The organism is Pinisolibacter sp. DMC19 (assembly GCF_056313985.1).
On sequence record NZ_JBQUZF010000001.1, the window covers coordinates 121,451 to 147,441 of the forward strand.

At 68.7% G+C, this 25,991-nt stretch carries 23 protein-coding genes; 12 read left to right on the plus strand and 11 right to left on the minus strand.

Annotation, left to right across the window (positions count from 1 at the left end):
* Window positions 1–5 precede the first annotated feature (5 nt).
* From frr to lpxB, 10 genes are all read left to right on the plus strand, one after another.
* Window positions 6–563, plus strand: a complete 558-nt coding sequence (frr, locus tag ACT53U_RS00560; RefSeq protein WP_476151874.1) for a ribosome recycling factor — start codon at window positions 6–8, stop codon at window positions 561–563.
* 38 nt (window positions 564–601) lie between these two features.
* Window positions 602–1,366, plus strand: a complete 765-nt coding sequence (locus ACT53U_RS00565) for an isoprenyl transferase (RefSeq protein WP_476151876.1) — start codon at window positions 602–604, stop codon at window positions 1,364–1,366.
* A complete protein-coding gene (locus ACT53U_RS00570) occupies window positions 1,363–2,214 on the plus strand; it encodes a phosphatidate cytidylyltransferase (protein ID WP_476151877.1) in 852 nt (283 codons plus the stop codon). The genes ACT53U_RS00565 and ACT53U_RS00570 overlap by 4 nt, the downstream gene beginning before the upstream one ends.
* 109 nt (window positions 2,215–2,323) lie before the next feature.
* Window positions 2,324–3,466 (plus strand): M50 family metallopeptidase, encoded by a 1,143-nt coding sequence (locus tag ACT53U_RS00575; protein WP_476151878.1) that lies wholly within the window; start codon window positions 2,324–2,326, stop codon window positions 3,464–3,466.
* Between the two features lie 286 nt (window positions 3,467–3,752).
* Window positions 3,753–6,104: an outer membrane protein assembly factor BamA gene (bamA, locus tag ACT53U_RS00580; protein ID WP_476151880.1), complete on the plus strand. Its 2,352-nt coding sequence runs from the start codon at window positions 3,753–3,755 to the stop codon at window positions 6,102–6,104.
* 108 nt (window positions 6,105–6,212) lie between these two features.
* A complete protein-coding gene (lpxD, locus tag ACT53U_RS00585; RefSeq protein WP_476151881.1) occupies window positions 6,213–7,262 on the plus strand; it encodes a UDP-3-O-(3-hydroxymyristoyl)glucosamine N-acyltransferase in 1,050 nt (349 codons plus the stop codon).
* Between the two features lie 64 nt (window positions 7,263–7,326).
* Window positions 7,327–7,797, plus strand: coding sequence for a 3-hydroxyacyl-ACP dehydratase FabZ (fabZ, locus tag ACT53U_RS00590; protein WP_476136956.1), 471 nt, complete (start codon window positions 7,327–7,329; stop codon window positions 7,795–7,797).
* A 97-nt stretch (window positions 7,798–7,894) separates the two neighbouring features.
* Window positions 7,895–8,680: an acyl-ACP--UDP-N-acetylglucosamine O-acyltransferase gene (gene lpxA, locus ACT53U_RS00595; protein WP_476151882.1), complete on the plus strand. Its 786-nt coding sequence runs from the start codon at window positions 7,895–7,897 to the stop codon at window positions 8,678–8,680.
* Between the two features lie 7 nt (window positions 8,681–8,687).
* Window positions 8,688–9,533 (plus strand): LpxI family protein, encoded by an 846-nt coding sequence (locus ACT53U_RS00600; protein ID WP_476151884.1) that lies wholly within the window; start codon window positions 8,688–8,690, stop codon window positions 9,531–9,533.
* On the plus strand, window positions 9,530–10,735 hold the full coding sequence (lpxB, locus tag ACT53U_RS00605) for a lipid-A-disaccharide synthase (protein ID WP_476151886.1): 1,206 nt from the start codon (window positions 9,530–9,532) through the stop codon (window positions 10,733–10,735). The genes ACT53U_RS00600 and lpxB overlap by 4 nt, the downstream gene beginning before the upstream one ends.
* A 212-nt stretch (window positions 10,736–10,947) precedes the next feature.
* Here the strand turns inward: lpxB and sseA are convergent, their stop codons facing one another.
* From sseA to ACT53U_RS00630, 5 genes are all read right to left on the minus strand, one after another.
* Window positions 10,948–11,799, minus strand: coding sequence for a 3-mercaptopyruvate sulfurtransferase (gene sseA, locus ACT53U_RS00610; RefSeq protein ID WP_476151888.1), 852 nt, complete (start codon window positions 11,797–11,799; stop codon window positions 10,948–10,950).
* 20 nt (window positions 11,800–11,819) lie between these two features.
* A complete protein-coding gene (locus ACT53U_RS00615) occupies window positions 11,820–12,554 on the minus strand; it encodes an alanyl-tRNA editing protein (RefSeq protein ID WP_476151890.1) in 735 nt (244 codons plus the stop codon).
* A gap of 39 nt (window positions 12,555–12,593) precedes the next feature.
* On the minus strand, window positions 12,594–13,655 hold the full coding sequence (locus ACT53U_RS00620; RefSeq protein ID WP_476151892.1) for a cysteine synthase A: 1,062 nt from the start codon (window positions 13,653–13,655) through the stop codon (window positions 12,594–12,596).
* Between the two features lie 143 nt (window positions 13,656–13,798).
* Window positions 13,799–15,385 (minus strand): MFS transporter, encoded by a 1,587-nt coding sequence (locus ACT53U_RS00625; protein WP_476151894.1) that lies wholly within the window; start codon window positions 15,383–15,385, stop codon window positions 13,799–13,801.
* A 171-nt stretch (window positions 15,386–15,556) separates the two neighbouring features.
* Window positions 15,557–16,996 (minus strand): cryptochrome/photolyase family protein, encoded by a 1,440-nt coding sequence (locus ACT53U_RS00630; protein WP_476151896.1) that lies wholly within the window; start codon window positions 16,994–16,996, stop codon window positions 15,557–15,559.
* Between the two features lie 272 nt (window positions 16,997–17,268).
* Between ACT53U_RS00630 and ACT53U_RS00635 the strand changes: the two genes are divergently transcribed.
* Complete coding sequence (locus ACT53U_RS00635; RefSeq protein ID WP_476151898.1) at window positions 17,269–19,032, plus strand: methyl-accepting chemotaxis protein; 1,764 nt, start codon at window positions 17,269–17,271, stop codon at window positions 19,030–19,032.
* A 159-nt stretch (window positions 19,033–19,191) separates the two neighbouring features.
* Entirely contained in the window at window positions 19,192–19,602 is a 411-nt protein-coding gene (locus ACT53U_RS00640; RefSeq protein WP_476151900.1) for a DUF2147 domain-containing protein, read from the plus strand.
* A gap of 19 nt (window positions 19,603–19,621) precedes the next feature.
* On the opposite strand, the gene ACT53U_RS00645 is transcribed toward ACT53U_RS00640, so the two are convergent.
* From ACT53U_RS00645 to ACT53U_RS00670, 6 genes are all read right to left on the minus strand, one after another.
* Complete coding sequence (locus ACT53U_RS00645) at window positions 19,622–19,882, minus strand: hypothetical protein (RefSeq protein WP_476151902.1); 261 nt, start codon at window positions 19,880–19,882, stop codon at window positions 19,622–19,624.
* Between the two features lie 626 nt (window positions 19,883–20,508).
* Window positions 20,509–20,967 (minus strand): hypothetical protein, encoded by a 459-nt coding sequence (locus ACT53U_RS00650; RefSeq protein WP_476151904.1) that lies wholly within the window; start codon window positions 20,965–20,967, stop codon window positions 20,509–20,511.
* A gap of 277 nt (window positions 20,968–21,244) precedes the next feature.
* Window positions 21,245–22,726, minus strand: coding sequence for an NAD-dependent succinate-semialdehyde dehydrogenase (locus ACT53U_RS00655; RefSeq protein ID WP_476151906.1), 1,482 nt, complete (start codon window positions 22,724–22,726; stop codon window positions 21,245–21,247).
* 129 nt (window positions 22,727–22,855) lie between these two features.
* A complete protein-coding gene (gabT, locus tag ACT53U_RS00660) occupies window positions 22,856–24,142 on the minus strand; it encodes a 4-aminobutyrate--2-oxoglutarate transaminase (protein WP_476151908.1) in 1,287 nt (428 codons plus the stop codon).
* A 161-nt stretch (window positions 24,143–24,303) separates the two neighbouring features.
* Window positions 24,304–25,509 carry a TMEM43 family protein gene (locus tag ACT53U_RS00665; RefSeq protein WP_476151910.1) on the minus strand — a complete coding sequence of 402 codons (1,206 nt, stop codon included), beginning with the start codon at window positions 25,507–25,509 and terminating at the stop codon, window positions 24,304–24,306.
* A gap of 49 nt (window positions 25,510–25,558) precedes the next feature.
* Window positions 25,559–25,918, minus strand: a complete 360-nt coding sequence (locus tag ACT53U_RS00670; RefSeq protein WP_476151912.1) for a VHL beta domain-containing protein — start codon at window positions 25,916–25,918, stop codon at window positions 25,559–25,561.
* Window positions 25,919–25,991 lie beyond the last annotated feature (73 nt).

Below are 25,991 nucleotides of genomic sequence, written 5' to 3' on the forward strand. Positions count from 1 at the left end.
TCCCCATGGCACACAAGTTCGACATCGAAGACATCAAGCGCCGCATGGGCCAGGCGGTCCACGTCTACAAGGAAGAACTCTCGGGCCTGCGCACCGGTCGCGCCTCCACCCACCTGCTCGAGCCGGTGACGGTCGAGGCCTACGGCGCCCGCATGCCGCTGTCGCAGGTCGCCACCGTCTCGGTGCCCGAGTCGCGCATGCTGCTGGTCTCGGTCTGGGATCGCGGCATGGCCGGCGCGGTGGAGAAGGCGATCCGCGAGGCGAACCTCGGCCTCAACCCGATCTCCGAAGGCGCGACGCTGCGCGTGCCGATCCCGGAGCTCAACGCCGAGCGCCGCAAGGAGCTGGTCAAGGTCGCCCACAAATATGCCGAGGCGGCCCGCGTCGCCGTCCGTCACGTCCGCCGCGACGGCATCGACAGCCTGAAGAAGGCGGTGAAGGACGGCATGAGCGAGGACGAGGAGTCCCGTCTCGCCGATCGCGTCCAGAAGCTCACCGACGAGACGGTGGTCGAGATCGACAAGCTGCTCGCCGCCAAGGAGCAGGACATCACCAAGGTCTGATCCGGGTCACGGACGGGACGGGGACCGAGCACATGAGCATGGCGTCCGATGGTTCGATCGAACGCGACCTCGCCGGTGCCGCCGGCGAGGTGCCGAACCACGTCGCCCTGATCATGGACGGCAACGGCCGTTGGGCGCAGGCTCGCGGCCTGCCGCGCACCGAAGGCCATCGCCGCGGCATGGAGACGGTGCGCCGCATCATCCGCCACGCCTCGCGGCGCGGCGTCGGCCATCTGACGCTCTATTCCTTCTCCTCGGAGAACTGGCGTCGGCCGGCGGAGGAAGTCGGGTTCCTGATGGGGCTCCTCAAGTACTTCATCCGCCGCGACCTCGCCGAGCTCCATGCCGAGAACGTCCGCATCTCGGTGATCGGCGAACGCGGCGACCTCGCTCCCGACATCGCCGCGCTGCTCGCCGAGGCCGAGGACCTGACGCGGGCGAACACCGGCCTGCGCCTGATCATCGCCTTCAACTACGGTTCGCGCGACGAGATCGTGCGCGCTGCCCGCATCCTCGCCGAGCGGGTAGCCCGCGGCGAGATTTCGGCCGACGCGATCGATCGCGACGCCTTCGCCAATGCCCTGTGGACCGACGGGATCCCCGATCCCGATCTACTGATCCGCACCTCGGGCGAGAAGCGGCTCTCCAACTTCCTCATGTGGCAGGCGGCCTATTCCGAGCTGGTCTTCTCGCCCGTGCTCTGGCCCGACTTCGACGAGGCCGCCTTCGACGCGGCGATCGACGAATACAACGGCCGCGAACGCCGCTTCGGCGGCATCGGCGTCTCCCTGGGGGCCAAATGACCGACGCGAACCCGGCCTCCGACAAGGCACGCGAACTGAAGCTGCGCGTCGCCTCGGCCGTGGTGATCGCGCCCGTCGCCCTCGGTGTCACCTGGGCGGGCGGGACGGCCTTCTCGCTCCTCGTCGTCCTCTGCGGCGTCGTCATGGCGTCCGAATGGGCGACCATCGCCATGGGCCGCTCCTGGGCGCCGCTGCGCCTCGTCCAGCTGGCGCTGGTCGGCCTCGCCGTCGCGGTCGGCGTCGGGCTGGTGCCGGCCGCGGGCAAGGTCGCGGTGCTGCTCTCGGCCGGCGCGATGTTCGCCGCCGCCGCGGTCGGTTTCGTCGAGGCGAGGGCAGGGACCGTCGCCGGGGCAGACCGCTGGGCGCCCTTCGGACCGTTCTACGCGGTGCTGCCGTCGCTCTCGCTCGAGCTTCTTCGCGAAGGCCCCTCCGGGCTCGCGCAGGTGATCTTTCTCTTCGCCGTGGTCTGGGCGACCGACATCGCCGCCTATTTCACCGGTCGGGCGATCGGTGGACCGAAGCTGTGGCCGGCGGTGTCGCCGAAGAAGACCTGGTCGGGCGCCCTCGGCGGGCTCGCCGCCGCCGCGATCTGCGGCGTCGCCGCCGCGGCCGTGGCGGGCGCCAAGGGGCTCTTCGCCATCGCGCTGCTCGCCGCCGTCATGTCGATCGCCTCGCAGGGCGGCGATCTCTTCGAGTCGAGCCTCAAGCGGCGTTTCGGGGTGAAGGATTCGGGCTGGATCATTCCCGGCCACGGTGGTCTGCTCGACCGGGTCGACGGTCTGGTGACGGCGGCTCTCGTCGCCGCCGCCTTAGTCGTCGTCCGCGGCGGGCTCTTCGCGGCGGGTTGAGTTCTCGGATCCGGTCGGAAATCGGCCGGAATCCCGTGGAACATTCGTAAAGGATTGGCGTGCGACACTCGGGGAACCGGGGCGTATCGCCGGTAGTCGAGGGTGGTGGATGCAAGTGCTCAACGACGTGTGGAGTTTCGTCGGCTACGTGCCGCCGTTTCTCTTCGTCCTCACGCTCGTGGTCTTCTTTCACGAACTGGGGCACTTTCTCGTCGGCCGCTTCTGCGGCGTCGGCGTCGTGACCTTTTCGATCGGCTTCGGCCCCGAGCTCTTCGGCTGGAACGATCGCCACGGCACCCGTTGGCGCGTCTCGATGATCCCGCTCGGCGGCTACGTCCGCTTCGTCGGTGACGAGAACGCCGCCTCGGTGTCCGATCGCGAGGCGCTCGACGGCATGAGCGTCGAAGAGCGCGACCGTTCCTTCCAGACCAAGTCGGTCGGGGCCCGCGCCGCCATCGTCGCCGCCGGTCCGATTGCCAACTTCCTGCTCGCCATCGTCGTCTTCTCCGGCCTGCTGTTCTTCGGCGGTCGCTGGGATCTGCTGCCCAAGGTCGGCGACGTGTCGCCGGGCGAGGTCGCGGCCGAGGCCGGCGTGCGCCCGGGCGATCTGATCATGACGATCGAAGGCAAGCCGGTTTCGACCTTCATGGACGTGATGCGCATCGTCTCCGAGCGCGCCGGCCAGACGACCCGATTCGAGATCGACCGCGGCGGCCAGCGCGTCGACGTGACGCTGACTCCGCGCCTCTTCGAGGAGAAGAGCCGTTTCGGTAGCCAGCGCCGCGGTCTCGTCGGCATCCGCGCCTCAACCGATCCCGCCGATCGCCACCTCAGGACCTTCGGTCCGGGCGAAGCGGTCGTCGAGGGCGTCAAGGAGACGTGGTTCTTCGTCGAGAAGACGCTGTCCTACGTCGGCGGCCTGTTCTCGGGCCGGGAATCGATCGACCAGATCGGCGGCCCGCTGCGCGTCGCCCAGATCTCCGGCGAGGTCGCCGGGCTCGGCTTCCCGGCGCTGATCAATCTCGTTGCACTTTTGTCGGTGTCGATCGGCCTTCTGAACCTGTTCCCGATTCCCATGCTCGACGGTGGCCATCTGGTCTTCTACGCCGCCGAGGCGGTGCGCGGCCGACCCTTGTCGGAACGCGCCCAGGACATCGGATTCCGCATCGGTCTGGGGCTGATTCTGACGTTGACGCTGGTTTCGTCGTGGTACGACATCCTCCATCTCGTCTCGCTGCGCAGCGGCGGTTGAGGGGGTGCAGGCGTCGTGTCGCATTCACGCTCGGGGAGTATCGCGTATGGTCGAGCCGTGGGGAGCCGATGACGTGGCGATCGGGCAACGGTCGCTCACAAACCCGTCGGAAGAGTCCGGCGGTCGGGTTGCACATGTGCCAAAAGGCTGTACAAAGCACGGTACGGACGAAGAGATTCCGATCCTCGCCGGGTTGGGCCTGCGTCCCGCGTTCAGCGGAGGTCGCAGGGTGTCGAGGGTCGAAGTGAAACGGGGCCGAAATACGATGAGTTCCTTCGCGAGCACGATGAAGAAGACGGCCCTCGCGGCGGCGCTGCTGACGGTGGTTCCCGTCGCGATGGGCGACGGTGCAATCTTCGGGGCGAGCGTTGCCAAGGCCGACGTGATCGTGCGTGGCAACAAGCGAATCGAGACCGAGACGATCCGCTCCTACGTGGTGCAGAACGCCAAGGGCGGTGACACCGACGCGGTCCTCAAGGCGCTCTATGCGACCGACCTGTTCTCCGACGTGAAGGTCACCCGCGAGGGCGGCAACACCGTCGTGGTCGTGACCGAGAGCCCGCAGATCAACAAGATCGCCTTCGAGGGCAACAAGCGCATCACCGACGAGCAGCTGAAGGGCGTCATTCAGGCCAAGCCGCGCGGCTTCATGTCGAAGAACGACGTGCAGTCCGACGTGCAGCGTCTGCTCGAGGCCTATCGCCGCAACGGTCGCTATCGCGCCCAGGTCGAGGCCAAGGTGATCAACCTGCCCGACAACCGCGTGAACCTGGTCTACGAGATCGACGAGGGCGACAAGACCGCCGTCACCCGCATCTCGTTCTCCGGCAACAATTCCTATTCCGCCGGCCGCCTGCGCGACGTCGTCAAGACCCGCGAGACCGGTCTGCTCGGCTGGCTGCGTTCGACCGACACCTACGATCCGGATCGCCTCCAGCAGGATCAGGAGGCGCTGCGCAAGTTCTACATGAAGAACGGCTACGCCGACGTCCGCATCGTCTCCGCGACGGCCGACCTCGACCGTGAGCGCAACGTCTTCTTCGTCGGCTTCACCATCGACGAGGGTCAGCAGTATTCCTACGGCGAGATCGACGTCCAGAGCTCGCTCGCCGGTCTCGACGCCGCCGCGCTGCGCTCGGAAGTCGGCACCCGTTCGGGTTCGGTCTATTCGTCCGAAGAGGTCGAGAAGACCATCGAGGCGCTGTCGCTGGCCGCCAGCCGCTCCGGCTATCCCTTCGCTCAGGTGCGTCCGCGCGCCCAGCGCGACTATGCCGGCCGCACCATCTCGATCACCTACTATGTCGAGGAAGGTCCGCGCGTCTACGTCGAGCGCATCAACGTGCGCGGCAACGACCGTACCCGTGACTACGTGGTGCGTCGCGAGTTCGACATGGGCGAGGGCGATGCCTATTCCAAGGCGCTGGTCTCCAAGGCCGAGCGTCGCCTGAACCGTCTCGGCTTCTTCAAGTCGGTCAAGGTCAACACCGAGGCGGGTTCCGCCCCGGACCGCGTCGTCGTGAACGTGGACGTCGAGGAACAGCCCACGGGCGAACTCGGCTTCGGCGCCGGCTACTCGACCGCCGACGGCATCATCGGCGACGTGTCCTTCTCCGAGAAGAACTTCCTCGGTCGCGGCCAGTATCTGAAGGCCTCGGTGCAGTACGGTCAGCACACCCGCGGCTGGCAGTTCTCCTTCACCGAGCCCTACTTCCTCGGCTATCGCATCTCGGCCGGCTTCGACGTGTTCCAGAAGCAGCAGCTCACCACGAGCTACCGCAACTACGAACAGAAGGACACCGGTGGTACGCTGCGCTTCGGCCTGCCGATCACCGAGAATCTGACCTTCGGCGTCAGCTACACCCTGCTGCAGTCGAAGATCTCGCTCGACGCGACCCAGGCGGACACCAACCCCGCCAACGGCGAAGCCTCGCTGGCCTACAAGTACTACATCTGCGGTCAGGCGAACTGCGCCGGTGCCGGCGTTCTGTCGCGCAGCCGCATCGTGTCGACCCCGGCCGTCAGCCTGGTCTACAACACGGTCGACAACATCCAGTTCCCGCGTGACGGCATCTACGCCAAGTGGACCGAAGAGTTCGCCGGTGCCGGCGGCGACGCGAGCTACATCCGCTCGACGCTCGACGCCCGCTACTATCGCGAACTGTGGGCCGACTGGGGCGTGATCGGTATGGTCCGCGGCCGCGCGGGCAACATCGCCGGCGTCGGCAAGAAGCTCGAGATCATCGACAACTTCTTCCTCGGCGGCGAGACGATCCGCGGCTTCGCCTCCTCGGGCTTCGGCCCGCGCGACATCGGCGGCGTCTATTCGGAAGCCCTCGGCGGTCGCAACTACTGGGCGGCGACGGCGGAAGTCTCGATGCCGGTTCCGGGCACCCCGGACGAGTTCGGCCTCTACATGTCGGCCTTCGCCGATGCCGGCCAGCTCTGGAGCATCGACAAGCGCTCGGTTCCGGCCGGTCTGAACTACGTCGACGAGAACAAGGTCCGCGCTTCGGTCGGCGTCGGCATCCTGTGGCGCTCGCCCTTCGGTCCGCTGCGTGCCGACTTCGGCATCCCGGTCTCGAAGTCGAAGTACGACCAGACGCAGGTCTTCCGCTTCTCGGGCGGCACCCAGTTCTGAGGTCGATCGACCGCATCGATCGGGCCGCCGCCATCCGTGCGGCGGCCCTTTTTCTTTGAACGGACCCGGATTTGCCCGACCGTTCGACCGTGTCGGAGTTCCATCGCGATGAGCGATCCGTCCTTCTTCGCTGCCCCCAAGCCGGCGACCATCGCCGAAGTCTGCGCCTGGACCGGTGCCACCTGCGCCGACGAGACGGCGCTCGCCACCGTCGTCAAGGGCGTCGGCCCGCTCGACGGTGCCGGTCGCGGCGACGTGACCTTCCTCGACAACAAGAAATACGCGCCGCAGCTCGCCGCGACCCGGGCGACCGCCTGCCTGGTGGCCGAGCGCTTCGCCAAGGAGGTGCCGGAGGGCGTCGTCGCGCTGATCGTGCGCGATCCCTACCGTGCCTACGCGACCGTCGCCGGCCGCTTCTATCCGGCCGCCCTGCGCCCCGAGGGCGTCTTCGGCGCCGAGCCGGGCGTCTCGCCCGCCGCCCATGTCCACGCGACCGCCAGGCTCGAACCCGGCGTCACCGTCGAGCCGGGCGCGGTGATCGGCGCCCGCGCCGAGATCGGCACCGGCACGGCGATCTGCGCCGGCGCGGTGATCGGCCACGACGTCCGCATCGGCCGCAACGCCTATGTCGGCCCGAACGCCTCGCTGATCCACTGCCTGATCGGCAACCGCGTCATCCTCCACGGCGGCGTGCGCATCGGCCAGGACGGCTTCGGCTTCGCCATGGGCGCCGGCGGCCACCAGAAGGTGCCGCAGACCGGTCGCGTCGTCGTCCAGGACGACGTCGAGATCGGCGCCAACACGACGATCGACCGCGGCGCCAACCGCGACACGGTGATCGGCGAGGGCTCGAAGATCGACAATCTGGTGATGATCGCCCACAACGTCGAGATCGGCCGCCACTGCGTCATCGTTTCGCAGGTCGGCATTTCCGGCTCGACCAAGCTCGGCGACTTCGTCGTCCTGGCGGGTCAAGTCGGCATCGCCGGCCATGTCACGATCGGCGCGGGCGCCCAGCTCGGCGCGCGCTCGGGCGTCCACACCGACGTCCCCGCCGGAGCCCGTTGGGTCGGCGCGCCGGCGAAGCCCTTCATGGAAGCGGCGCGCGAACTGGCCGCGGTGGCGCGTCTCGCCGCCCGTTCGGACGCCAAGGACTGATGGACCCGACCGGCGCAATTGCGGCGCCGTCGTGGACCGAGACGAGAGAGGAAAGAGGAGCGCGATGACCGACCAACCCGCCACCACGCTCGAATCCGTCGGCATCCAGGAGCTGTTCGAGCTCCTGCCGCACCGTTATCCCTTCCTGCTGATCGACAAGATCGTCGACATCGACGGCGACGACCGCGGCGTCGGCATCAAGAACGTCACCTACAACGAGCCGCAGTTCCAGGGCCATTTCCCGGAGCGGCCGGTGTTCCCGGGCGTCTATCTGATCGAGGCCATGGCCCAGACGGCCGGCGCGATGTGCGTGCTGAAGAGCAAGAAGTCCGGCGGCGGCGCGCGTCCCTCGGTCGTCTATTTCATGACGGTCGACAAGGTGAAGTTCCGCAAGCCGGTGGTGCCGGGCGACACGGTCGAGTTCCACGTCGCCAAGCAGCGCCAGCGGTCCAACATGTGGTGGTTCCGCGGCGAGGCCAAGGTCGACGGCAAGATCGTCGCCGAGGCCGAAGTCAGCGCCATGCTGGTCGCCTGACGCCCGTCGTCACATACCGACACACGAAGTGATTTCGTTCGCGCCCTTCCGGTCGATAGACCACGGACGCGAACAACACAGACGAGGAATCGTCCCCATGGCGAAGATCCATCCCTCCGCGATCGTCGAGGACGGCGCGGTCGTCGGCGCCGACGTGTCCATCGGTCCCTTCTGCGTCGTCGGCCCCGAGGTGGTGCTCGGCGACGGCGTCGAGCTGGTGAGCCACGTCTCGGTCGCCGGCAAGACCGAGATCGGCCCCAAGACCAAGATCTATCCCTTCGCCTCGATCGGCCACCCGCCGCAGGACCTCAAGTACCACGGCGAGGCGAGCCGCCTGACGATCGGCGCCGGCAACACCATCCGCGAGCACGTGACGATCCACCCCGGTACCGAGGGCGGCGGCCTGCTGACCTCGATCGGCGATCGCTGCCTGATCATGGTCGGCGCCCACGTCGCCCACGACTGCCACGTCGGCAACGAGGTCATCCTCGTCAACAACGCGACGCTCGCCGGCCACGTCACCGTCGGCGACCACGCCATCCTCGGGGGCCTCTCGGCCGTGCACCAGTGGGTGCGGATCGGGCCGCATTCCTTCCTCGGCGGCCTCTCGGGCCTCGAGAACGACCTGATCCCCTACGGTTCGGCGATCGGCGATCGCGCCCGCCTCGGCGGTCTCAACATCGTCGGCCTCAAGCGCCGCGCCTTCGAGCGCGAGAGCATCCACAAGCTGCGCGCCGCCTATCGCATGCTGTTCTCGGAAGAGGGCACGCTGCTCGAGCGCGTCGAGGACGTCGCCACGATGTTCGCCGACGAGCCGCTGGTGATGGACGTGGTGTCCTTCATCCGCGAGGGCGGTGACCGCCGCGTCTGCATGCCGCGGTGAGGATGCGATGACGGCGCGGCGCGACGAGGGCGAAGGTCCGCTGATCGTGCTCGCCGGCGGCGGGCGCTTTCCGCGCCTCGTCGCCGATGCCGCCGCCGCCCGCGGCCGCCCCGTCACCATCGCCGCCATCCGCGGCGACGCCTCGGCCGAGATCGAGGCCCACGACCACGTCTGGATCTCGCTCGGCCAGGTCTCCCGCCTGATCCGCCTCGCCCGCGACCGCGGCGCCCGCGATCTGGTGATCGTCGGATCGGTCGGCAAGCGCCTGCCGCGCTGGGGCGAGTTCGATCTCGCCGACCTCTGGGTGCTGCTGCGCAGCCTGCGCATCCTGGCGGGCGGTGAGGACGGCATCCTGCGCCGCGTCGGCCGCATCTTCGAGAGCCGCGGCCTGCGCCTCGTCGGCGCCGCCGAGGCCGCGCCCGAACTCCTCATGCCCGCCGGCCCGCTCGGCCGCGTCGCCCCCGACGAGCCGGCACGCGCCGCGATCGCCGTCGGCGTCGCCGCCGCGCGTCGCCACGGGCTCGGCGACGTCGGCCAGGGCGTGATCCTCGAGGGCGACGCGGTCGTCCTCACCGAGGACTGGTCCGGCACCGACGCGATGATCGCCGCCTATGCCGCGCGGGCCGAGAAGCACCCGCCGGCAGTGCTGGTGAAGTGCCCGAAGCCGATCCAGGATCTGCGCCTCGACATGCCGGCGATCGGCCCCGCCACGGTGCGCGCCGCCGCCGCCGCCGGGCTCTCCGGCATCGCCGTCGTCGCCGGCGCGACGCTGGTCGCCGACCGGACCGAGGTCGCGCGCGCCGCCGACGAGACCGGCGTCTTCGTCTTCGGCGTCGAGGAGGTCACGGCATGAGCGAGGTCCCCGAGCCCCCGGTCCGCGTCTTCGTCGTGGCGGGAGAGACCTCCGGCGACCTGCTCGGCGCCCGTCTCGCCCACGGGCTGCGGCAGGCGCTCGGCGATCGGCTGATGCTCGAAGGCGTCGGCGGGCCGGCGCTGGCGGGGGAGGGGCTCGCCAGCCTCTTTCCGATCTCCGACATCGCCGTCATGGGCATCGGCCCGGTGCTGCGCCGCCTGCCGCTGATCCTGCGGCGCATCCGCGAGACGGCGGAAGCGGCGATAGCCGCGCGCCCCGACGTGCTGGTGCTGATCGACAGCCCCGACTTCTGCCACCGCGTCGCCAAGCGCGTGAAGAAGGTGCGGCCGGAGCAGAAGATCGTCATCTACGTCTCGCCGACGGTCTGGGCCTGGCGTCCGGGGCGGGCCGGCAAGATCGCCCGTTTCACCGACCGGCTGCTGGCACTGCTGCCCTTCGAGCCGGAGGTCCACCGCCTCCTCGGCGGGCCGCCGACGTCCTACGTCGGCCATCCCTACATCGAACGCGTCGATGCCGTCCGCCGCCCCGATCGTGCGGAGTTGCCTGCACCGGGCACGCGGCCGCTGAACCTGCTCGTACTGCCCGGCAGCCGACGCTCGGAAGTGACGCGGCTGATGGCGCCCTTCGGCGACGTGCTGCGCGGCCTCGCCGATCGCATCGGCCCGTTCGAGGTGACGATCCCGGCGGTCGACCACGTCCGCGCCGAGATCGAGGCCCGCGTCGCCGACTGGCCGGTCGTCCCCCGCATCGTCTCGGGCGAGGCGGCGAAGTTCGAGGCCTTCCGCGCCGCCGATCTGGCGCTCGCCGCCTCGGGCACGGTGACGCTCGAACTGGCGCTCGCCGGCATTCCGCACGTCGCCTGCTACCGGCTCGACGCCATCGGGCGGATCGTCAAGCATTTCCTCGACATCCCGAAGCCGCTGCGCGCGATGGCCAAGGTGCGCACGGCGCTGCTCCCCAACATCGTGCTCGGCGAACTGGTGGTGCCGGAGTTCATCGACGAGGCTCTGGTGCCGGAGACGGTCGCGGCCCGTCTCGCCGATCTCGCGACGCCGGGCAACGCGCGGGCGGCGCAGATCGCCGCCTTCGCCCGGCTCGACGCGACGATGCGCGAGGGCCTCGCCGAGACCCCCGGCGCCACGGCGACGCGCATCGTGCTGGAGCTGCTCGGCGAGGGGTGACGGCCGAAGGAGCGCCGGAAGAGAGATATCTTCGACATCTTGCGGAGGTCCTTCATCCTGAGGTGCTCGCGAAGCGAGCCTCGAAGGGCGAAGGACCGAGAGGCACGGCGCCGTCGAGGCTTCGCCCTTCGAGGCCCGGCGTTGCCGGGCACCTCAGGGTGAAGCCGAACAGAGGGCAAGGAACCTGAGCGTAACTCGCCGGATCCGCCCTCTCACTCTCCGGTGACGACCGTCGTCTTCGGCGAACCGCCCCATTCGGTCCACGAACCGTCGTAGAGCGCGAGCTTGGAACGCGGGACGTCGAGGCTCTCGAGCGCCAGCCACAGGATCGCCGCCGACACGCCCGAGCCGCAGGACGTCACGATCGGCCGATCGAGATCGACCGCCGCGAAGGCCGCGCGCAGCGTCGCCTCGTCGGCGAGACGGCCGGCCGCCACGATCGCCGAATGCGGCACGTTCTTCGCCCCCGGCATGTGGCCGGCACGCAGACCCGCCCGCGGCTCCGGCGCCTCACCGGCGAAACGTACCGCCGAGCGGGCGTCGACCACCGTCGCGGACCCCGTCGACAGCACCTCGACGACGCCGTCGAGATCGGCGATCCGGCCGGTGTCGATCATCACACGGAAGGTCGCGGGCGCGGGCACCTCGGGCGCCGCCGTGTCGAGCGGGCGACCCTCGGCCTTCCACTTCGGCAGGCCGCCGTCGAGGATGCGGACGTTCTTCGCGCCGTAGACGGTCAGGTTCCACCACACGCGCGGGGCGGAGAAGAAGCCGGCGCCGTCGTAGACGACGATCTCGGCCGTCTCCGAGATCCCGAGCGCCCCAACCGCCGCTGCGAAGGCTTCGGCGCCCGCCAGCATGTGCGGCAGGTCGGTCGAATGATCGGCGATGGCGTCGAGGTCGAAATGCACGGCGCCGGGAATGCGTTCCGCCTCCCACTCGGCGCGGCCGGAGCGGTTCTCCGCCGGCATGTACCAGGAGGCGTCGACGATAACGAGGCCCGGCGTGCCCAGCCGCGCGGCGAGGTCATCGGTCGAGATCAGCAGCTTCGAACGGTCGGTCATGAGGATCTTTCTCGGAAGTGTCAGACGAAGCGGACGCGGACGCGGCGGTTGATCTTGCCCTTCTTCTCGATCTTGGCGATCGAGAAGCGGCCGATCTCGCCGGTCGAACGGACGTGCGTGCCGCCGCAGGGCTGGAGATCGATCGAGGCGTCGGGCGGCCCGACGCGCACCAGCCGCACCCGGCCGGAGCCGCGCGGCGGGGCGACCGACATGGTCTTGACGAGGTCCGGATTGGCGTCGAGTTCGGCGTCGGTGATCCAGTCGAAGGTGACGGGGGCATCCGCGTCGACCAGCTCGGCGAGCCGGGCGTCGAGCGCGTCGCGGTCGAGATCGGCGTCGGGAATGTCGAAGTCGAGCCGGCCCTCCTCCTCGCCGACCGAACCGCCGGTGACCGGATAGGGCAGCACCACCGAGAGGAGATGCAGCGCCGTGTGCATGCGCATCAGCTTGTGGCGGCGGTCCCAGTCGAGTTCGAGCGTGACCTTCGTGCCGGGTTCCGGCAGCGGCATGCCTTCGGTCGCGACATGGGCGATTGCCGTCTTGCCGCCGTCCTCCCAGACCGTGGTGACGATGCCGGTCTCGGTGCCGTCGGCCCAGACCATGCGACCGCAGTCGCCGGGCTGGCCGCCGCCGGTCGGGTAGAAGATCGTCCGGTCGAGGATGATGCCGCCCTTCTCGCCGCGGCCGATCACGGTCGCTTCGCAGGTTTTCGCATAGGCATCGTCGCGGAAGACGGGTTCGGTCGCGGGAAACATGGCGCCTCTCGATTGGCTCGGACAGGAGGCGCGATGGGATCACGAGACGGGCGCGAAGGGAACCGCGATTTGCGACTTGCGGACCAGCCATTCGGGGATGGGCAGCCCCTTCTCGGCGAGGAAGGCGGGGTTCCACAGCTTCGACTGATAGCGCCCGCCGTGATCGCAGAGGATCGTCACGATCGTGTGTCCGGGGCCCAGGTCGCGGGCGAGCCGCTTGGCGCCGGCGACGTTGACGCCCGACGAGCCGCCGAGCACCAGACCCTCGTGTTCGGCGAGGTCGAAGATCTCGCGGAGAGCTTCGTCGTCGGCGATGCGATAGGCGCGATCGACCGGCGCGCCCTCGAGGTTCGCGGTGATGCGGCCCTGGCCGATGCCCTCGGTGATCGACGAGCCCTCGGCCTTGAGGACGCCGTTGGTGTACCACTCGTAGAGCGCGGCGCCGTGCGGATCGGCCAGCGCGATCGTCACGTCGGCGCGCTTGGCCTTGAGGCGGAGGCCGACGCCGGCGAGCGTGCCGCCCGAGCCGACCGCGGCGACGAAGCCGTCGACCTTGCCCGCGGTCTGCGCCCAGATCTCTTCCGCCGTCGTCTCGATGTGGGCCTGCCGATTGGCGACGTTGTCGAACTGGTTCGCCCAGACCGCACCGTTCGGCTCGGTCTTCGCCAGTTCCTCGGCGAGACGGCCGGAGAGGCGGACGTAGTTGTTCGGGTTCTTGTAGGGCGCCGCCGGCACCTCGACGAGCTCGGCGCCGGCGAGCCGCAACGCGTCCTTCTTCTCCTGGGACTGGGTCTCGGGAATGACGATGACGGTCTTGAAGCCGAGCGCCGAGGCGACCAGCGCCAGACCGATGCCGGTGTTGCCGGCGGTGCCCTCGACGATCGTGCCGCCAGGGCGGAGTTGGTCGCGGGCGATGGCATCACGGACGATCCACAGCGCCGCGCGGTCCTTGACCGACTGGCCGGGGTTCATGAACTCCGCCTTGCCGAGGATCTCGCAGCCGGTCTCGGCCGAGGCGCGATTGAGCCGGATCAGCGGCGTGTTGCCGATCGCCTCGATCACGTCGAGACGGACGGGCGGAACCCACGCGGGAGAAGTCATGCCGGAATACCTCGACGGGCCGCGCCCCTCGCGCAGCCTCGCGTCGGATCATGCCGTGCCGACGGGCGCGCGCGAAGGCATGCCGTTCCGAATTCCGGCCCCTCGGAAGAATGCCATGCTCGAGTGCGGCCGGCGCCTACGGCTCAGCCGTGGGCGGCGCCGTTTCCGTTTCCGTTTCCGTTGCCGTTCTCGCGCAGGCGTTGGTCGATCTCGGCCCGCAGCTTGGCCTGTTCCTCGGCGCCGATCGGGAAGTTCCACACGAGGCGGACGGCGGCGAGCTTCAGCAGGATCGGCACGACGCAGTAGAGGAAGATCAGCGTCCAGGTGGCGAGCGGCGACTGCTTGACCGGCTTGTCGGCGTCGGGCGCATGGTGCTTGCGCTTCTTCGGCGGCACCGGCGGCTTTTCGACCTCGGCGGGGGCGACGACGGCGCCTTCGGTCGGCGCGTGGGTCATCACGTGGATCTCGGCCTTCGACAGCGTGTCGGGGACGTGATCGCCCTTGTCGTAGCCGACGAGGCCGAGCAGCACGAAGCCGATGCCGAGCGCGATCGACAGGGCGATCTTGTTGGCGAGCGCCCAGGAGGCGAAATAGAAGCCGGTGTGCTGTTCGCCCGAGCGCGCGGTGTCGACGTCGATGACGTCGGCCTGCATCGACACCGGCAGCATCAGATCGGCGCCGACCGACATGCCGGCGAGGATCATGATGACGCCGAAGGCATAGACGGCGTTCTCGCCGAGCACGTCGTGGCCGGCGAAGGGCGACCAGATGAAGCCGGTACAGGCGGTGAGCATGGCGAAGCTCCAGGCGCGGTGCTTGGAGGTCTTCTTGGAGACCCACAGCCACAGCGGCGTCGAGAGCACGCCGAACAGGAAGTAGAGCAGCAGGAACAGCCGCTGCGTCTCTTCGTTGCCGTGGACGTAGTCGCGCACGTAGTAGAGCAGCAGCGTCGCCGGCACGCCGTTGCCCATGTTGGCGAGCGCGTAGGCGCCGAGCAGGCGGACGAAGTGTTCGTTCTTGAGCAGGCCCTTGAGGCCCTCGACGAAGTTCAGATGGGTGCGCGCCACGTGCTTGGGCTCGGGCACCGAGAAGACGGTGAAGGCGGCAAAGGCGGGCAGCGTCGCGGCGACCAGGACCGACAGGGCGATCAGCACCGAGGTGTCGCCGTGGAACCCGGCGCGCGACAGCACGAAGGGCAGACCGGTCGCCACCAGCGTGCCGATCACCGCCAGGACCTCGCGGGCGGCGAAGATGCGGTTGCGGCCGTAGTAGCTGGTCGAGACCTCGGCGCCCCACGACAGATGCGACAGCGACAGCGCGGTGTAGCCGACCGACAGCATCATCGACCAGACGAAGAACCACAGGCCGGAGATCCATGCGTTGTCGAACGGCATGATCGGCCAGGGGTTGAAGACGAAGAGCGCGCCCAGCGTCGTCGGGATCGCCGCGAGGCCGAACCACGTCCGGCGCCGGCCCCAGCGCGGGCTGGTGTGGTCGGCGTAGTAGCCCACGAACGGGTCGAGGAAGGCGTCGATCAGCCGGACGATGGTGATGATCGCCCCGACCGCGATGAAGGAGAGGCCGACGTTCTCGGCGTAGAATTTCGGAACCAGGATCACGAAGGGAAGCTGGAAGGCCGCGACGGGCAGCGCCGGCAGCGCGAAGGCCAAGAGCCGGCCGAGGCCCAGTTCCGACGAACCGTTCGCGTTCGTCGCCGGGGATTTCTTCACGGACATCTCGGGGGATCTCGCTCGCTTTCGTCGTCGGTTCCGACCGTGCCCGACGGACGGGTCCTCGGACCCTCGGGCGACGCACCGCTTCTGGCCCGCAAGACTTGCCCCATCGGTTGCCGCGCTGTCAATCGATCCGCGGAATTCCGCGGTTCGTGAGCCGTCTTCCGATCACCCCGCCGCCGTCGCGGCGAAGGCGTCGAGGGCGCGGGCGCGGGCCGTCGCATGGTCGACGATCGGCCGCGGATAGGTGTCGTCGAGCCGCACGCCGGCTCCCTGGAGCACCGCGGCCGGCGCCTTCCACGGCGCGTGGATCGCGTGAGCGGGCAGGCGGGCGAGTTCCGGCACGTAGCGGCGGATGTAGGCGCCGTCGGGATCGAAGGTCTCCGACTGGGTGATCGGATTGAAGATGCGGAAATAGGGTGCCGCATCGGCGCCGCAGCCCGCCACCCACTGCCAGCCCGCCGGGTTGTTGGCCGGACAGGCGTCGACCAGCGTGTCCCAGAACCAGCGCTCGCCGTGGCGCCAGTCGATCAGCCCGTGCTTGGCCAGGAAGGAGGCGACGACCATGCGCACGCGATTGTGCATCCACCCCGTCTGCCACAGCTGCCGCATGCCGGCGTCGACCAGCGGATAGCCCGTCCGCCCGCGTCGCCAGGCCGCGAGGAAGGCGGGATCGTCGCGCCAGGCGAAGGCGTCGAAACGCGGCTGGAACGATCGCTCCTCGAGGTCGGGGAAATGGAAGAGAAGGTGATGGCAGAACTCCCGCCAGCCGAGTTCGGCGCGGAACTTCTCGACCGACGCCGTCGGCCGCTCGGCCGCCACCGCATCGACCGCTGCCCAGACCCGGAAGGGCGAGATCTCGCCGAATCGCAGGTGGGGCGACAGCCGCGACACCGCTTCCCGGTCGGGCCGGTCGCGGTCTTCAGCATAGGAATATATTCCTTTGCACAGAAAGGTCGCCAGTCGCGCCGCGGCACCGGCCTCGCCGGGCTCCCAGGTCGCGGCGAGGCCACCGGACCAGTCGGGCGCCGTCGGCGTCAGGCCCCAGGCGTCGAGGTCGTCGGAGGCGATCGACAGGGCAGGGGCGGCGATCCGCGCGGGCGCCTCGTAAGGCGCACGCGGCGGTGCACCCGTTCGGCAGGCGCGCCAGAACGGGGTGAAGACGCGGTAGGGCCCGCCGGTGCCGGTGCGGGTGGCGTGCGGTTCGAAGAGGACGGAGCCGTGGAAATGCGCGACCGTGATCCCGCGGGCGTCGAGATCGGCCTCGATCTCGCGATCGACGGCGACCTCCGCCGCGCCGTAGCGGCGGTTCCAATAGACCGCCTCGGCGCCGGTCTCCGCCGCCACGGCGGGCACGACGAGGCTCGCCGGCCCGCGCCGGAGGACGAGGCGGCCGCCGCGCGCTTCGAGCGCCCGGGCGAGCGAGCGCAGCGACCGATCGAGCCACCAGCGCGCCGCGCCGCCGAGTGGCCGCAGGCCGGGCGACGCTTCGTCGAGCAGCCACAGCGCCACGACCGGCCGACCGCTCGCCACCGCACGCTGCAGTGCGGGATGATCGTCGAGCCTCAGGTCGTCGCGAAACCAGACGATCGCGGGGCGGGCGCCCATGTCCGAATCTCCTTGCCTCGACGATCACTCTGGATCGTCGATCGGCGTCGAGCAAATCATCGCGTTACGACCGTCCAACGGCGTCTTCGCACGGCGTCGGACACATGCGATATTTCAGGTCGTCGAATTTTACGTTACGGAAATCCGTTTGGACCACCGGGCGGCCTCCGACTTTGGGTCGAAATTGCCGCGAATTCTGGAATTTTAACCAATCACTAACGTGGAGCTAGGCAACACTGGAGGAACAAACGATCTCTGGACGGTGTCGAGACATGTTTCACTTCGGATCGAAGACGAAGGCTCGCCGGGACGACGACCTGAAGACCGAAACGCCACTCGCGCACCCCCCGATCGACGAAGCGAAGGCGGTCGCGGCCGCGCTGCAGTCGTCGACGCGCGACGTCGTCGAACTGCTCGAGGCCGACCTGCACCGCGCCGGACGCCGCATGGAAGGCGAGGGGCGCAAGACCAAGGAACGGGTCGGCGAGGCGATCGTCATCATCGACGACCTGCGCCACGAGGCGGAAGGTCTGGTCGACCAGACCGAGACCGCCAAGCACAATCTCTCGATGTTGGCCGAAGGCTTCGACGAACTGCATCAGACCGCCGAGGAGATCGGCCGCCGCGCCGAGACCTCGCAGCGTCTCGTCGACGACGCGGTGGAGGTCGCCAAGGTCGCCGCCGCCTCGGTCGCCGAACTCCGGGTGGCGATCGAACAGATCCAGGCGGTCGTCGCACTGATCTCCGACGTCGCCGGCCAGACCAATCTCCTCGCCCTCAACGCCACCATCGAAGCGGCGCGCGCCGGTGCCGCGGGTCGCGGCTTCGCCGTCGTCGCCTCCGAGGTCAAGGCGCTTTCGGTCGAGACGCAGAAGGCGACGAGCGAGATCGGCTCCACCATCGGCCGCCTGCGCACCACGGCGGAAGCCAACATCGCCGCGGTCGATCGCATCGTCGGACTGGTCGGCGAGATCGGCCCGGTCTTCGGCGAGGTCTCCCAGTCCGTCCGCATGCAGATCGGCACGACCGCCGAGATCGGCCGCTCGGCCAACGAGACGGTCCATTTCGCGGAAGAGGTCGCGAACCGTGCCCGTCAGATGAGCGAAGGCATGGCGCGTGCCGCCGAACTCGGCCGCGACGTCGCCGGCGCCACCGACACGATGAACGGCGCGGTCGCGAGCATGAACCGCCAGCTCGTCACGGTCCTGCGCCAGACGCCGGAGGCCGATCGCCGCCGCCACGACCGTTGGCCGGTCGAGAAGCGCGGCCGGGTCACCGTCGCCGGCCGGACCGTCGGCTTCCGCACCATCGATCTGTCGCTCGGCGGGACCCTGATCGTTCCCGAAAGCGATCTGCCGGCGCCGATCGGTGCGCGGTTCGATCTGGACGTTTCCGGTCTCGGCGGCTTCGTCGGCACACTGGTCGGCCGCTCGGCCAATGGACTGCACGTCAGGTTCTCCGAACTCGGCGGCGAACAGGAGACGCGTCTGGCGGCGGAGATCGCCCGCCTCGATGCCGATTTCCGTCCGATGATCGAGCGCGCCGAACGCGCCGCCGGCCGCATCCGCGGCGCCATCGAAGCGGCGGTCGCGGGTGGCGAACTGTCGCTCGCCGACCTCTTCGACACCAACTATCGCGAGATCCCCGGTTCGGCGCCGGTCCAGTACGAGACCGCGGCGCTGGCCGCGCTCGATCGCATCCTGCCGCCGGTGCAGGAGGCGGTCCTCACCGAGGACGGCCGCATGGCCTTCTGCGCCGCCGTCGACATCAACGGCTGGCTGCCGGTCCACAACCGGATCTATTCGCAGCCGCAACGTCCCGGCGATGTCCTGTGGAACACCGCCAACAGTCGCAATCGCCGGATCTACGACGATCGCACCGGCCTGCTCGCCGCCCGCAACACGCGGCCCTTCCTCGTGCAGTCCTATCTGCGCGACCTCGGCGGCGGCAAGATCGTGCCGATGAAGGAGATCGACATTCCGCTGGTGATCCAGGGGCGTCACTGGGGCGGCCTGCGCTCGGCCTACGCCATGTGACGGTGCCCGCTCGAGGCCTGTCGAAATCGCCAGGGGCGCCGGGAAACCTGCGCCCTTTCGCGTTCTGTGCCGGCCTCGGCGTACCCCGGCATCGTCTTTACTTTTCAGGAAAAGAACGTACCATTACGTCAACCATAACCCGTGGAGGAAACGACGGACATGAAGACCCTTTTCGCGGCATCGATCATCGGCGGCCTGTTGCTCGCCGCGGGTGCGGCCCAGGCTGCCGAACCGACCGGTACGTGGCTGCGCGCCAGCGGTTCGTCGAAGATCCGCATCGACAAGTGTGGCTCGGCGCTCTGTGGCACCGTGGTGTGGGAACAGTCGCCGCGCAAGGACACGTTCAATCCCGATCCGGCGAAGCGCAACGACCCGATCACCGGTCGCAAGGTGATCCTCGGCATGAAGCCGGACGGCGCCGATCGCTGGAAGGGCGAGGTCTACAATGCCGAGGACGGCAAGACCTACACCGGCTATCTGACGCTGACCGGCTCGGATTCGCTCAAGCTGCAGGGCTGCGTGCTCGGCGGCCTGATCTGCAAGTCGGACACCTGGTCGCGCGCCAACTGACGGCCCCCGCGGGGAGGCGTCACGTCTCCCCGCCCTGTCCGGCCTCGGCACCGCCGCCCGGCCCAGCCTCCTGGACCAGCCGGATGACGACCGTCTTCGGGCGGTTGAAGTGCTGAGCGCCCTCTTCCTGCGCCAGGATCCAGTCGATCCCCTTGACGACCCAGCGCTCGGGCCGCACCCGGCCGTAGCGCGTCATCACCATGGTCTCGCCGATCCGCGGTAGGGTCTCCGGCATCCGGCCGAGCAGGCGCTTGCCGTCGAGGTCGTAGAAGAGGTCCATGGCGAATCTCGCGTGAATTTAGTTCGTCGAAATTTCTTCTCGACCCCGTCCTTTCGCAAGTGCGGTGTCGTCGCAGAAATCGATTCATCACGTGCACCCGAGACGCAAAAGACGAGTTAGCAAGCCAGACTTCTGAGTCGGGCCTGTCCATCCTAGACACTGACAAAATTGACAATCCAAAAGCAGCGAGGCTCTGCTCCTGGATATGTAACATGTCATTGTAAGATCAATTTAGGCGTCAATATATCTCATATATTTTGATCAAAAATCTTGATACATTATTCTAGGTAGGATTTCCATAGGTTGAAGCAAGTTGGTCGAGTTCCTCTGCCAAATTACGGCCCAGGAATGCAACTCCGTGTCCGAAAGACATACCGGGCCCTATCCCGATGTTGCCGCTAGGGCTGCTGATTTGAACAGGCTTAATGCACTGCCACATACCATTTGGGAGCTTTCTAAAGCTAAAAAGAAATTCTCTGTCCGTCATGGCCTTCCTCCCCGAATCGACGATTGCATAATTGGAGCATATCACAATTATTGCGAGTAGTGTGGAGGGTATAGAAACACCGACGAAAAAGGCCGGCAGTCGAGACTGCCGGCCTTCGAGATCGGTCGGGCGCGGGCGATCAGCCGTTGCCGCCGCCCAGCGCCTTGTTGCACTGCGAGTAGTAGCCGCCGCCCTTCTCGATCCACTTCAGGCCGCCGTTGGCGTTGGACGCCTTGTTGGCGTTGTACTGATCGAGGCAGGTGTGCATGCGCTGCTTGCCGGCGCTCTCCTTGGCGTACTTCGGGTCGATCGCGGCCGGGAACTTCGCCGCACCGGCGGCAGCCGGAGCAGCGACGGCGGGTTTCGCCGGAGCGGCCGGAGCGGCAGCGGGCTTGGCCGGGGTCGCGGGCGCGGCGGCAGCGGCGGGCGCCGCGGCCTTCGCCTTGCGGCAGTCGGCGAGATAGCTGTTCCAGGTCTGGCCGGGCTTGACCTGCTTGGATTCCTTCAGCTGCTGCCATTCGGCGCCGCAGGCCTTCATCACGTCCGCCTGGGCGAACGCGGAAGCCGAACCGACGACCACGGCGGCAGCGAAGAACACGGAACCAATTCCTAAGGACCGACGGACCATTGCGGCCTCCCTCGAGACTGTCACGCCGCATGACGCGGCGGGCCCCCTCTCGCATGATCGCGCGAGAGGTCGAGCGAGGTGCAGCATCGACGAGATTCGTGTAGTTTTCCAGTCCGTAACGTGGCGAAAACCCGTATGGACCCGAAGCGTCCGTCATACGTTCGTCGTAGCCGGGGTTCGCACCTCACCCGACGTCAGGAAAAGCGGTTCCGGCCGCCCTCGAGGGAGCGGCCGGAACGGGTCGTTCTCAGGCGCCGAGACCGGCCACCAGCATGTATTTCTTCTCGAGGAATTCCTCGATGCCGTGGTGCGAGCCCTCGCGCGAGTTGCCGCTCTCCTTGATGCCGCCGAAGGGGGCGAGCTCGGAGGAGAGGATGCCCGAGTTGATGCCGACCATGCCGTATTCGAGCCCTTCGCCGACCCGGAACACCCGGCCGATGTCGCGGGTGTAGACATAGGCGGCGAGGCCGAACTCGGTGGCGTTGGCGGCGTCGATGGCTTCCTTCTCCGTTTCGAAGCGGAAGACCGGGGCGAGCGGACCGAAGGTCTCCTCGCGCGCCACCGCCATGTCGGCGGTCACGCCGGCGAGCACGGTCGGCTCGAAGAAGGTCCGGCCGAGGGCATGGCGATTGCCGCCGGTCACCACCGCCGCGCCCTTGGCGCGGGCATCGGCGACGTGACGCTCGACCTTGGCGATCGCCTCGTCGTTGATCAGCGGACCCTGGACGACGCCGTCCTCGGTGCCGACGCCGACCTTGAGCTGTGCCACCGCGGCGGAGAGCTTGGCGACGAAGGCGTCGTAGATGCCGGCCTGGGCATAGATGCGGTTGGCGCAGACGCAGGTCTGGCCGGCGTTGCGGAACTTGGCGATCAGCGCGCCCTCGACCGCCGCATCGACGTCGGCGTCGTCGAAGACCAGGAACGGCGCGTTGCCGCCGAGTTCCAGCGCGACCTTCTTCACCGTGCCGGCCGACTGGCGCATCAGGAGCTTGCCGACTTCGGTCGAGCCGGTGAAGCCGACGACGCGGACGGCCGGATGCGACGTCAGCACGCCGCCGATCGCCGGGGCGTCGCCGGTGATGACGTTGAACACGCCCTTGGGGATGCCGGCGCGCTCGGCGAGCACGCAGAGCGCCAGCGCCGACAGCGGCGTCTCCGGCGCCGGCTTGACCACCACCGAGCAGCCGGCGGCGAGGGCCGGCGACACCTTGCGGGTGATCATCGCCGAGGGGAAGTTCCACGGCGTGATCGCCGCGACCACGCCGACCGGCTGACGGATGACGAGGACGCGCGCGTCCGCCCGGTGGGTCGGCAGCGTCTCGCCGCGGATACGCTTGGCTTCCTCGGCGTAGAACTCGACATAGGCGGCGCCGTAGTCGATCTCGCCGCGGGCTTCCGCCAGCGGCTTGCCCTGCTCGGCGGTGAGGATCATCGCCAGATCGTCGCGGTTCTCGGTGATGAGATCGAACCAGCGGCGCAGGATCTTCGAACGCTCCTTGGCGAGCTTGGCGGCCCAGGCCGGCATGGCGGCGGCGGCCGCCTCGACCGCGGCGGTCGCTTCCGCGGCGCCGAAACGCGGCACCAGGGCGAGGCGCGCGCCGGTCGCCGGATCGTCGACCGGGTCGACGCCTTCACCGACGAAGGCGCCGTCGAGCCAGCACTGCGTGGCCAGAAGGGAGGGATCCCGCAGGCGATCCGCCAGCGGCTTCAAGGAAACGGCGATGTTCATGGCTTCTCCTCGCGGTCCCGTCCGACCGCTGCGCGATGGCGGAAACGAACCGGCGGCGATCCCGGTCACGGTGCCGGGATCGTCGATGGTCGTGTCGGGGAACGCCGATCTGCCCGATCGGCGTCCGGATCAGGCGCGGGCGGCGACCAGCGCGGTCTCGAGCGCCTTCAGGCCGTCCTCGAGGACGGCGTCGGAGACGGTCAGCGGCACCAGGATGCGGATCACGTTGCCGTAGACGCCGCAGGACAGCAGGATCAGGCCGGCCTCGAGGGCGGCGGCGGTCACCCGCTTGGTGGCGTCGGCATCCGGCTCGTAGGCGCCGTGCGACTTGACGATGTCGAAGCCGATCATCGCGCCGCGGCCGCGGATGCCGGTGATCGGAACGATGTCGTTGCGGGTCGCGAGCGTCTCGAGACGGCCCTTGATCTTGGCGCCGACGGCGTTGGCGCGGTCGAGCAGCTTCTCCTGGTCGATGACGTCGAGGACGGCGAGCGCAGCGGCGCAGGCGAGCGGGCTGCCGGCATAGGTGCCGCCGAGGCCGCCCGGCTCCGGCGCGTCCATGATCGCGGCGCGACCCATGACGCCGGAGATCGGGAAGCCGCCGCCGAGCGACTTGGCCATGGTGATGAGATCCGGCTCGACGCCGGTGTGCTCGATCGCGAAGAGCTTGCCGGTGCGGCCGAAGCCGGTCTGCACCTCGTCGGCGACCAGCACGATGCCGTGCTCGTCACAGATCTTGCGCAGCGCCTGGAACAGCTCGGTCGGGGTCTCGTAGAAGCCGCCTTCGCCCTGCACCGGCTCGACCACGATCGCGGCGACGCGATCGGGCTCGACGTCGGCGCGGAAGAGGAAGCCGAGCGCATCGAGCGCCTGCTTCACGGTGACGCCCTGGGCCTCGTTCGGGAAGGGCAGGTGCCACACCTCGGCCGGCATCGGGCCGAACTTCTTCTTGTAGGGCAGGACCTTGCCGGTCATCGCCATGGTCAGCATGGTGCGGCCGTGGAAGGCGCCGGTGAAGGTGATGACGCCCGAACGGCCGGTGTGGGCACGCGCGATCTTCACCGCGTTCTCGAGCGCCTCGCCGCCGGTCGTGAAGAAGATGGTCTTGGCCGGGCCGGAGAAGGGCGCACGCGCGTTCAGCTTCTCGGCGAGCTCGATGTAGCTCTCGTAGGCGTTGACCTGGAAGGCGGTGTGGGTGAAGCGCTTCAGCTGCTCCTCCACCGCCGCGATCACCTTCGGGTGGCGATGGCCGGTGTTGAGAACCGCGATGCCGCCGGCGAAGTCGACGTAGCGCTTGCCCTCGACGTCCCACATCTCGGCGTTTTCGGCACGATCGGCATAGACGGGGGTCGCAGTGGCGACGCCCCGCGGAACGGCTGCGGCGCGGCGGGCGAGGAGATCGGCGTTGGTGGTCATGATGGCGCTCTGTCCCGGTGGGTGAAGAAGCCCCGATGCTGCTACGCATTTCCCCGTCGAGCGAGACCCTTTGTTCTCACCATGGTGGAGCCTTCAGGTCACCACCATGACGAAAAAGGCGCCGAAATCGGCGCCTTCTCGATCGTCGCACGTGGTGCATCTCATGCTCGGGCGGCGGTTGTTCGGCCTTCGGCCATCGCCTGCTTCGCCGCCCGCCGGCGCGTGAGACCCCAGGCGATCACCCCGCCGGCGACGAGCACGCCGATCGCGAGCAAGGGCCGCGCCGCGAACCAGGCGACGGCGATGACGATCGATCCGAGCACCACCGTCGCCGTCAGCGACACCAGGAAGACGGCACCCTGCACGAGGCTGCCGACGATCGGGATCCAGTCGGTGAGGAGCTGGACGGGGGCGAAGAACAGCGTGAAGCCGATCAGCATGAAGGCGAGGCCGACGCCGCGGATGATCCAGGTGAAGGTGCGGTTCTCGTCCTGCGCTTCCTTGAACATCGCGTCGGCCGGCACGATGCCGCGATCGGCGAGCAGAATCTGACGCCCGTTCGAGGCTGTGTGGGCGACGATCGCGCCCGCCTGTTGGCGCCCGACGAAGGAGGCGGGGCCGACGTGGGCGATCGTGTGGGTGATGCGGAGATCGCCGACGTGCGGGTTCGCCGGGTCCTGGCCGACGTAGAGCCCGCCCATGTCGGCGCGGGTGCGCGATCCGAGCACCGACCGTGCCTTCGCCACCGCGGCGTCGTCGAGCAAGAAACGGTCGCCCGTCGGCAACTCGCCGAGCGCGGCCGGCGAGATCGCCAGCGCGCCGATGCGCGCGTCCTGCGCCGTGAAGTCGCCGCGCTCGATCCGGAACGGCGGGTTGGTATGACCCTGAGGAGCATGGAAGCCCCCCGAATTGATCGGGTTCGTCGACCACTGGCGGTCGTAGACGAAGCGGCGGTCGCTGCCCGAGCCCTTCTCGGTCTCGTACCACTGGTACATCTCGACCTTGCGCTCGAGCTTCAACCCGGCGGTGGCGAGGCCGAGATCGGGATCGGCGACGCCGCGCGCGCTCACCGTCTCGCCGGAGGCATGGACGAGCCGGCCGTCGAGGAAGGCGTCGACCCGATCGGTGGCGGCGGTCTGCACCGTCGCGGCGCCTTCCTTCAGCGCCTTGGCGACCTCGACGGCGTTGTTCTCGTTCCAGAACAGGCCGATGGACGAGCCGATCACGAAGAGGATGCCGATCAGCACCGCCGAGAAGGAATTGCCGATGCGGGACAAGATGCCTTCCGGCGCCGCCACCACGTCGGGGCCGGATGCCTCGTCGGTCGGTGCCCAGGACACGTCGCTGCTGGAATTGTCGTCGCTCATCGTCCGTCCCCCCGATTGCGGCGGCTCCCGACCGCCGGCTCGCGACCGCTCAGCGGTCCGAGAAAGTGATGCGATTGTCGCCCGGCCGGCTCGCCATGAAGACGCCGCCGACGCAGTTTCCGGCGGGATCGACACCGATCCAGGGATGCGTCAGATAGGTCTGCTGGCGATAGGCCTCGCCCGGCTGGAGTTCGCGGTAGAACTTGGCGTCTCCGCGGAAGTCGAGCCAGTGGACGCGCAACGGCCGGTTCGTCCCGTTGAGGAAGATGATCGCCGCCGGATCGTCCGAGTTGAACGAGACGATGTCGCCCGGCGTCGGGCAGCCGGCGGCGAGCGCCGGGGTGGCGAAGGTCGTCGTGGCGAAGGTCGCGGCGGCGGCCGCGAGGGCGGCGGCGAACAGGGTCTTCATCGTCTCGTCCGTCGTTTCGTTGCGTCACCCCTATCGGGGCAGGTCCGGCCGCCTCCTGTCAACTGCGGCGCGT

Coding starts and splice junctions, on each gene's coding strand:
- ACT53U_RS00635 (WP_476151898.1), top strand. CDS start 17,269: ATGTTTCACTTCGGATCGAAGACGAAGGCTCGCCGGGACGACGACCTG.
- ACT53U_RS00600 (WP_476151884.1), top strand. CDS start 8,688: ATGACGGCGCGGCGCGACGAGGGCGAAGGTCCGCTGATCGTGCTCGCC.
- frr (WP_476151874.1), top strand. CDS start 6: ATGGCACACAAGTTCGACATCGAAGACATCAAGCGCCGCATGGGCCAG.
- ACT53U_RS00615 (WP_476151890.1), bottom strand. CDS start 12,554: ATGTTTCCCGCGACCGAACCCGTCTTCCGCGACGATGCCTATGCGAAA.
- fabZ (WP_476136956.1), top strand. CDS start 7,327: ATGACCGACCAACCCGCCACCACGCTCGAATCCGTCGGCATCCAGGAG.
- ACT53U_RS00640 (WP_476151900.1), top strand. CDS start 19,192: ATGAAGACCCTTTTCGCGGCATCGATCATCGGCGGCCTGTTGCTCGCC.
- gabT (WP_476151908.1), bottom strand. CDS start 24,142: ATGACCACCAACGCCGATCTCCTCGCCCGCCGCGCCGCAGCCGTTCCG.
- lpxA (WP_476151882.1), top strand. CDS start 7,895: ATGGCGAAGATCCATCCCTCCGCGATCGTCGAGGACGGCGCGGTCGTC.
- sseA (WP_476151888.1), bottom strand. CDS start 11,799: ATGACCGACCGTTCGAAGCTGCTGATCTCGACCGATGACCTCGCCGCG.
- ACT53U_RS00655 (WP_476151906.1), bottom strand. CDS start 22,726: ATGAACATCGCCGTTTCCTTGAAGCCGCTGGCGGATCGCCTGCGGGAT.
- ACT53U_RS00665 (WP_476151910.1), bottom strand. CDS start 25,509: ATGAGCGACGACAATTCCAGCAGCGACGTGTCCTGGGCACCGACCGAC.
- lpxB (WP_476151886.1), top strand. CDS start 9,530: ATGAGCGAGGTCCCCGAGCCCCCGGTCCGCGTCTTCGTCGTGGCGGGA.
- ACT53U_RS00645 (WP_476151902.1), bottom strand. CDS start 19,882: ATGGACCTCTTCTACGACCTCGACGGCAAGCGCCTGCTCGGCCGGATG.
- bamA (WP_476151880.1), top strand. CDS start 3,753: ATGAAGAAGACGGCCCTCGCGGCGGCGCTGCTGACGGTGGTTCCCGTC.
- ACT53U_RS00570 (WP_476151877.1), top strand. CDS start 1,363: ATGACCGACGCGAACCCGGCCTCCGACAAGGCACGCGAACTGAAGCTG.
- ACT53U_RS00630 (WP_476151896.1), bottom strand. CDS start 16,996: ATGGGCGCCCGCCCCGCGATCGTCTGGTTTCGCGACGACCTGAGGCTC.
- ACT53U_RS00575 (WP_476151878.1), top strand. CDS start 2,324: ATGCAAGTGCTCAACGACGTGTGGAGTTTCGTCGGCTACGTGCCGCCG.
- ACT53U_RS00620 (WP_476151892.1), bottom strand. CDS start 13,655: ATGACTTCTCCCGCGTGGGTTCCGCCCGTCCGTCTCGACGTGATCGAG.
- ACT53U_RS00670 (WP_476151912.1), bottom strand. CDS start 25,918: ATGAAGACCCTGTTCGCCGCCGCCCTCGCGGCCGCCGCCGCGACCTTC.
- lpxD (WP_476151881.1), top strand. CDS start 6,213: ATGAGCGATCCGTCCTTCTTCGCTGCCCCCAAGCCGGCGACCATCGCC.
- ACT53U_RS00565 (WP_476151876.1), top strand. CDS start 602: ATGGCGTCCGATGGTTCGATCGAACGCGACCTCGCCGGTGCCGCCGGC.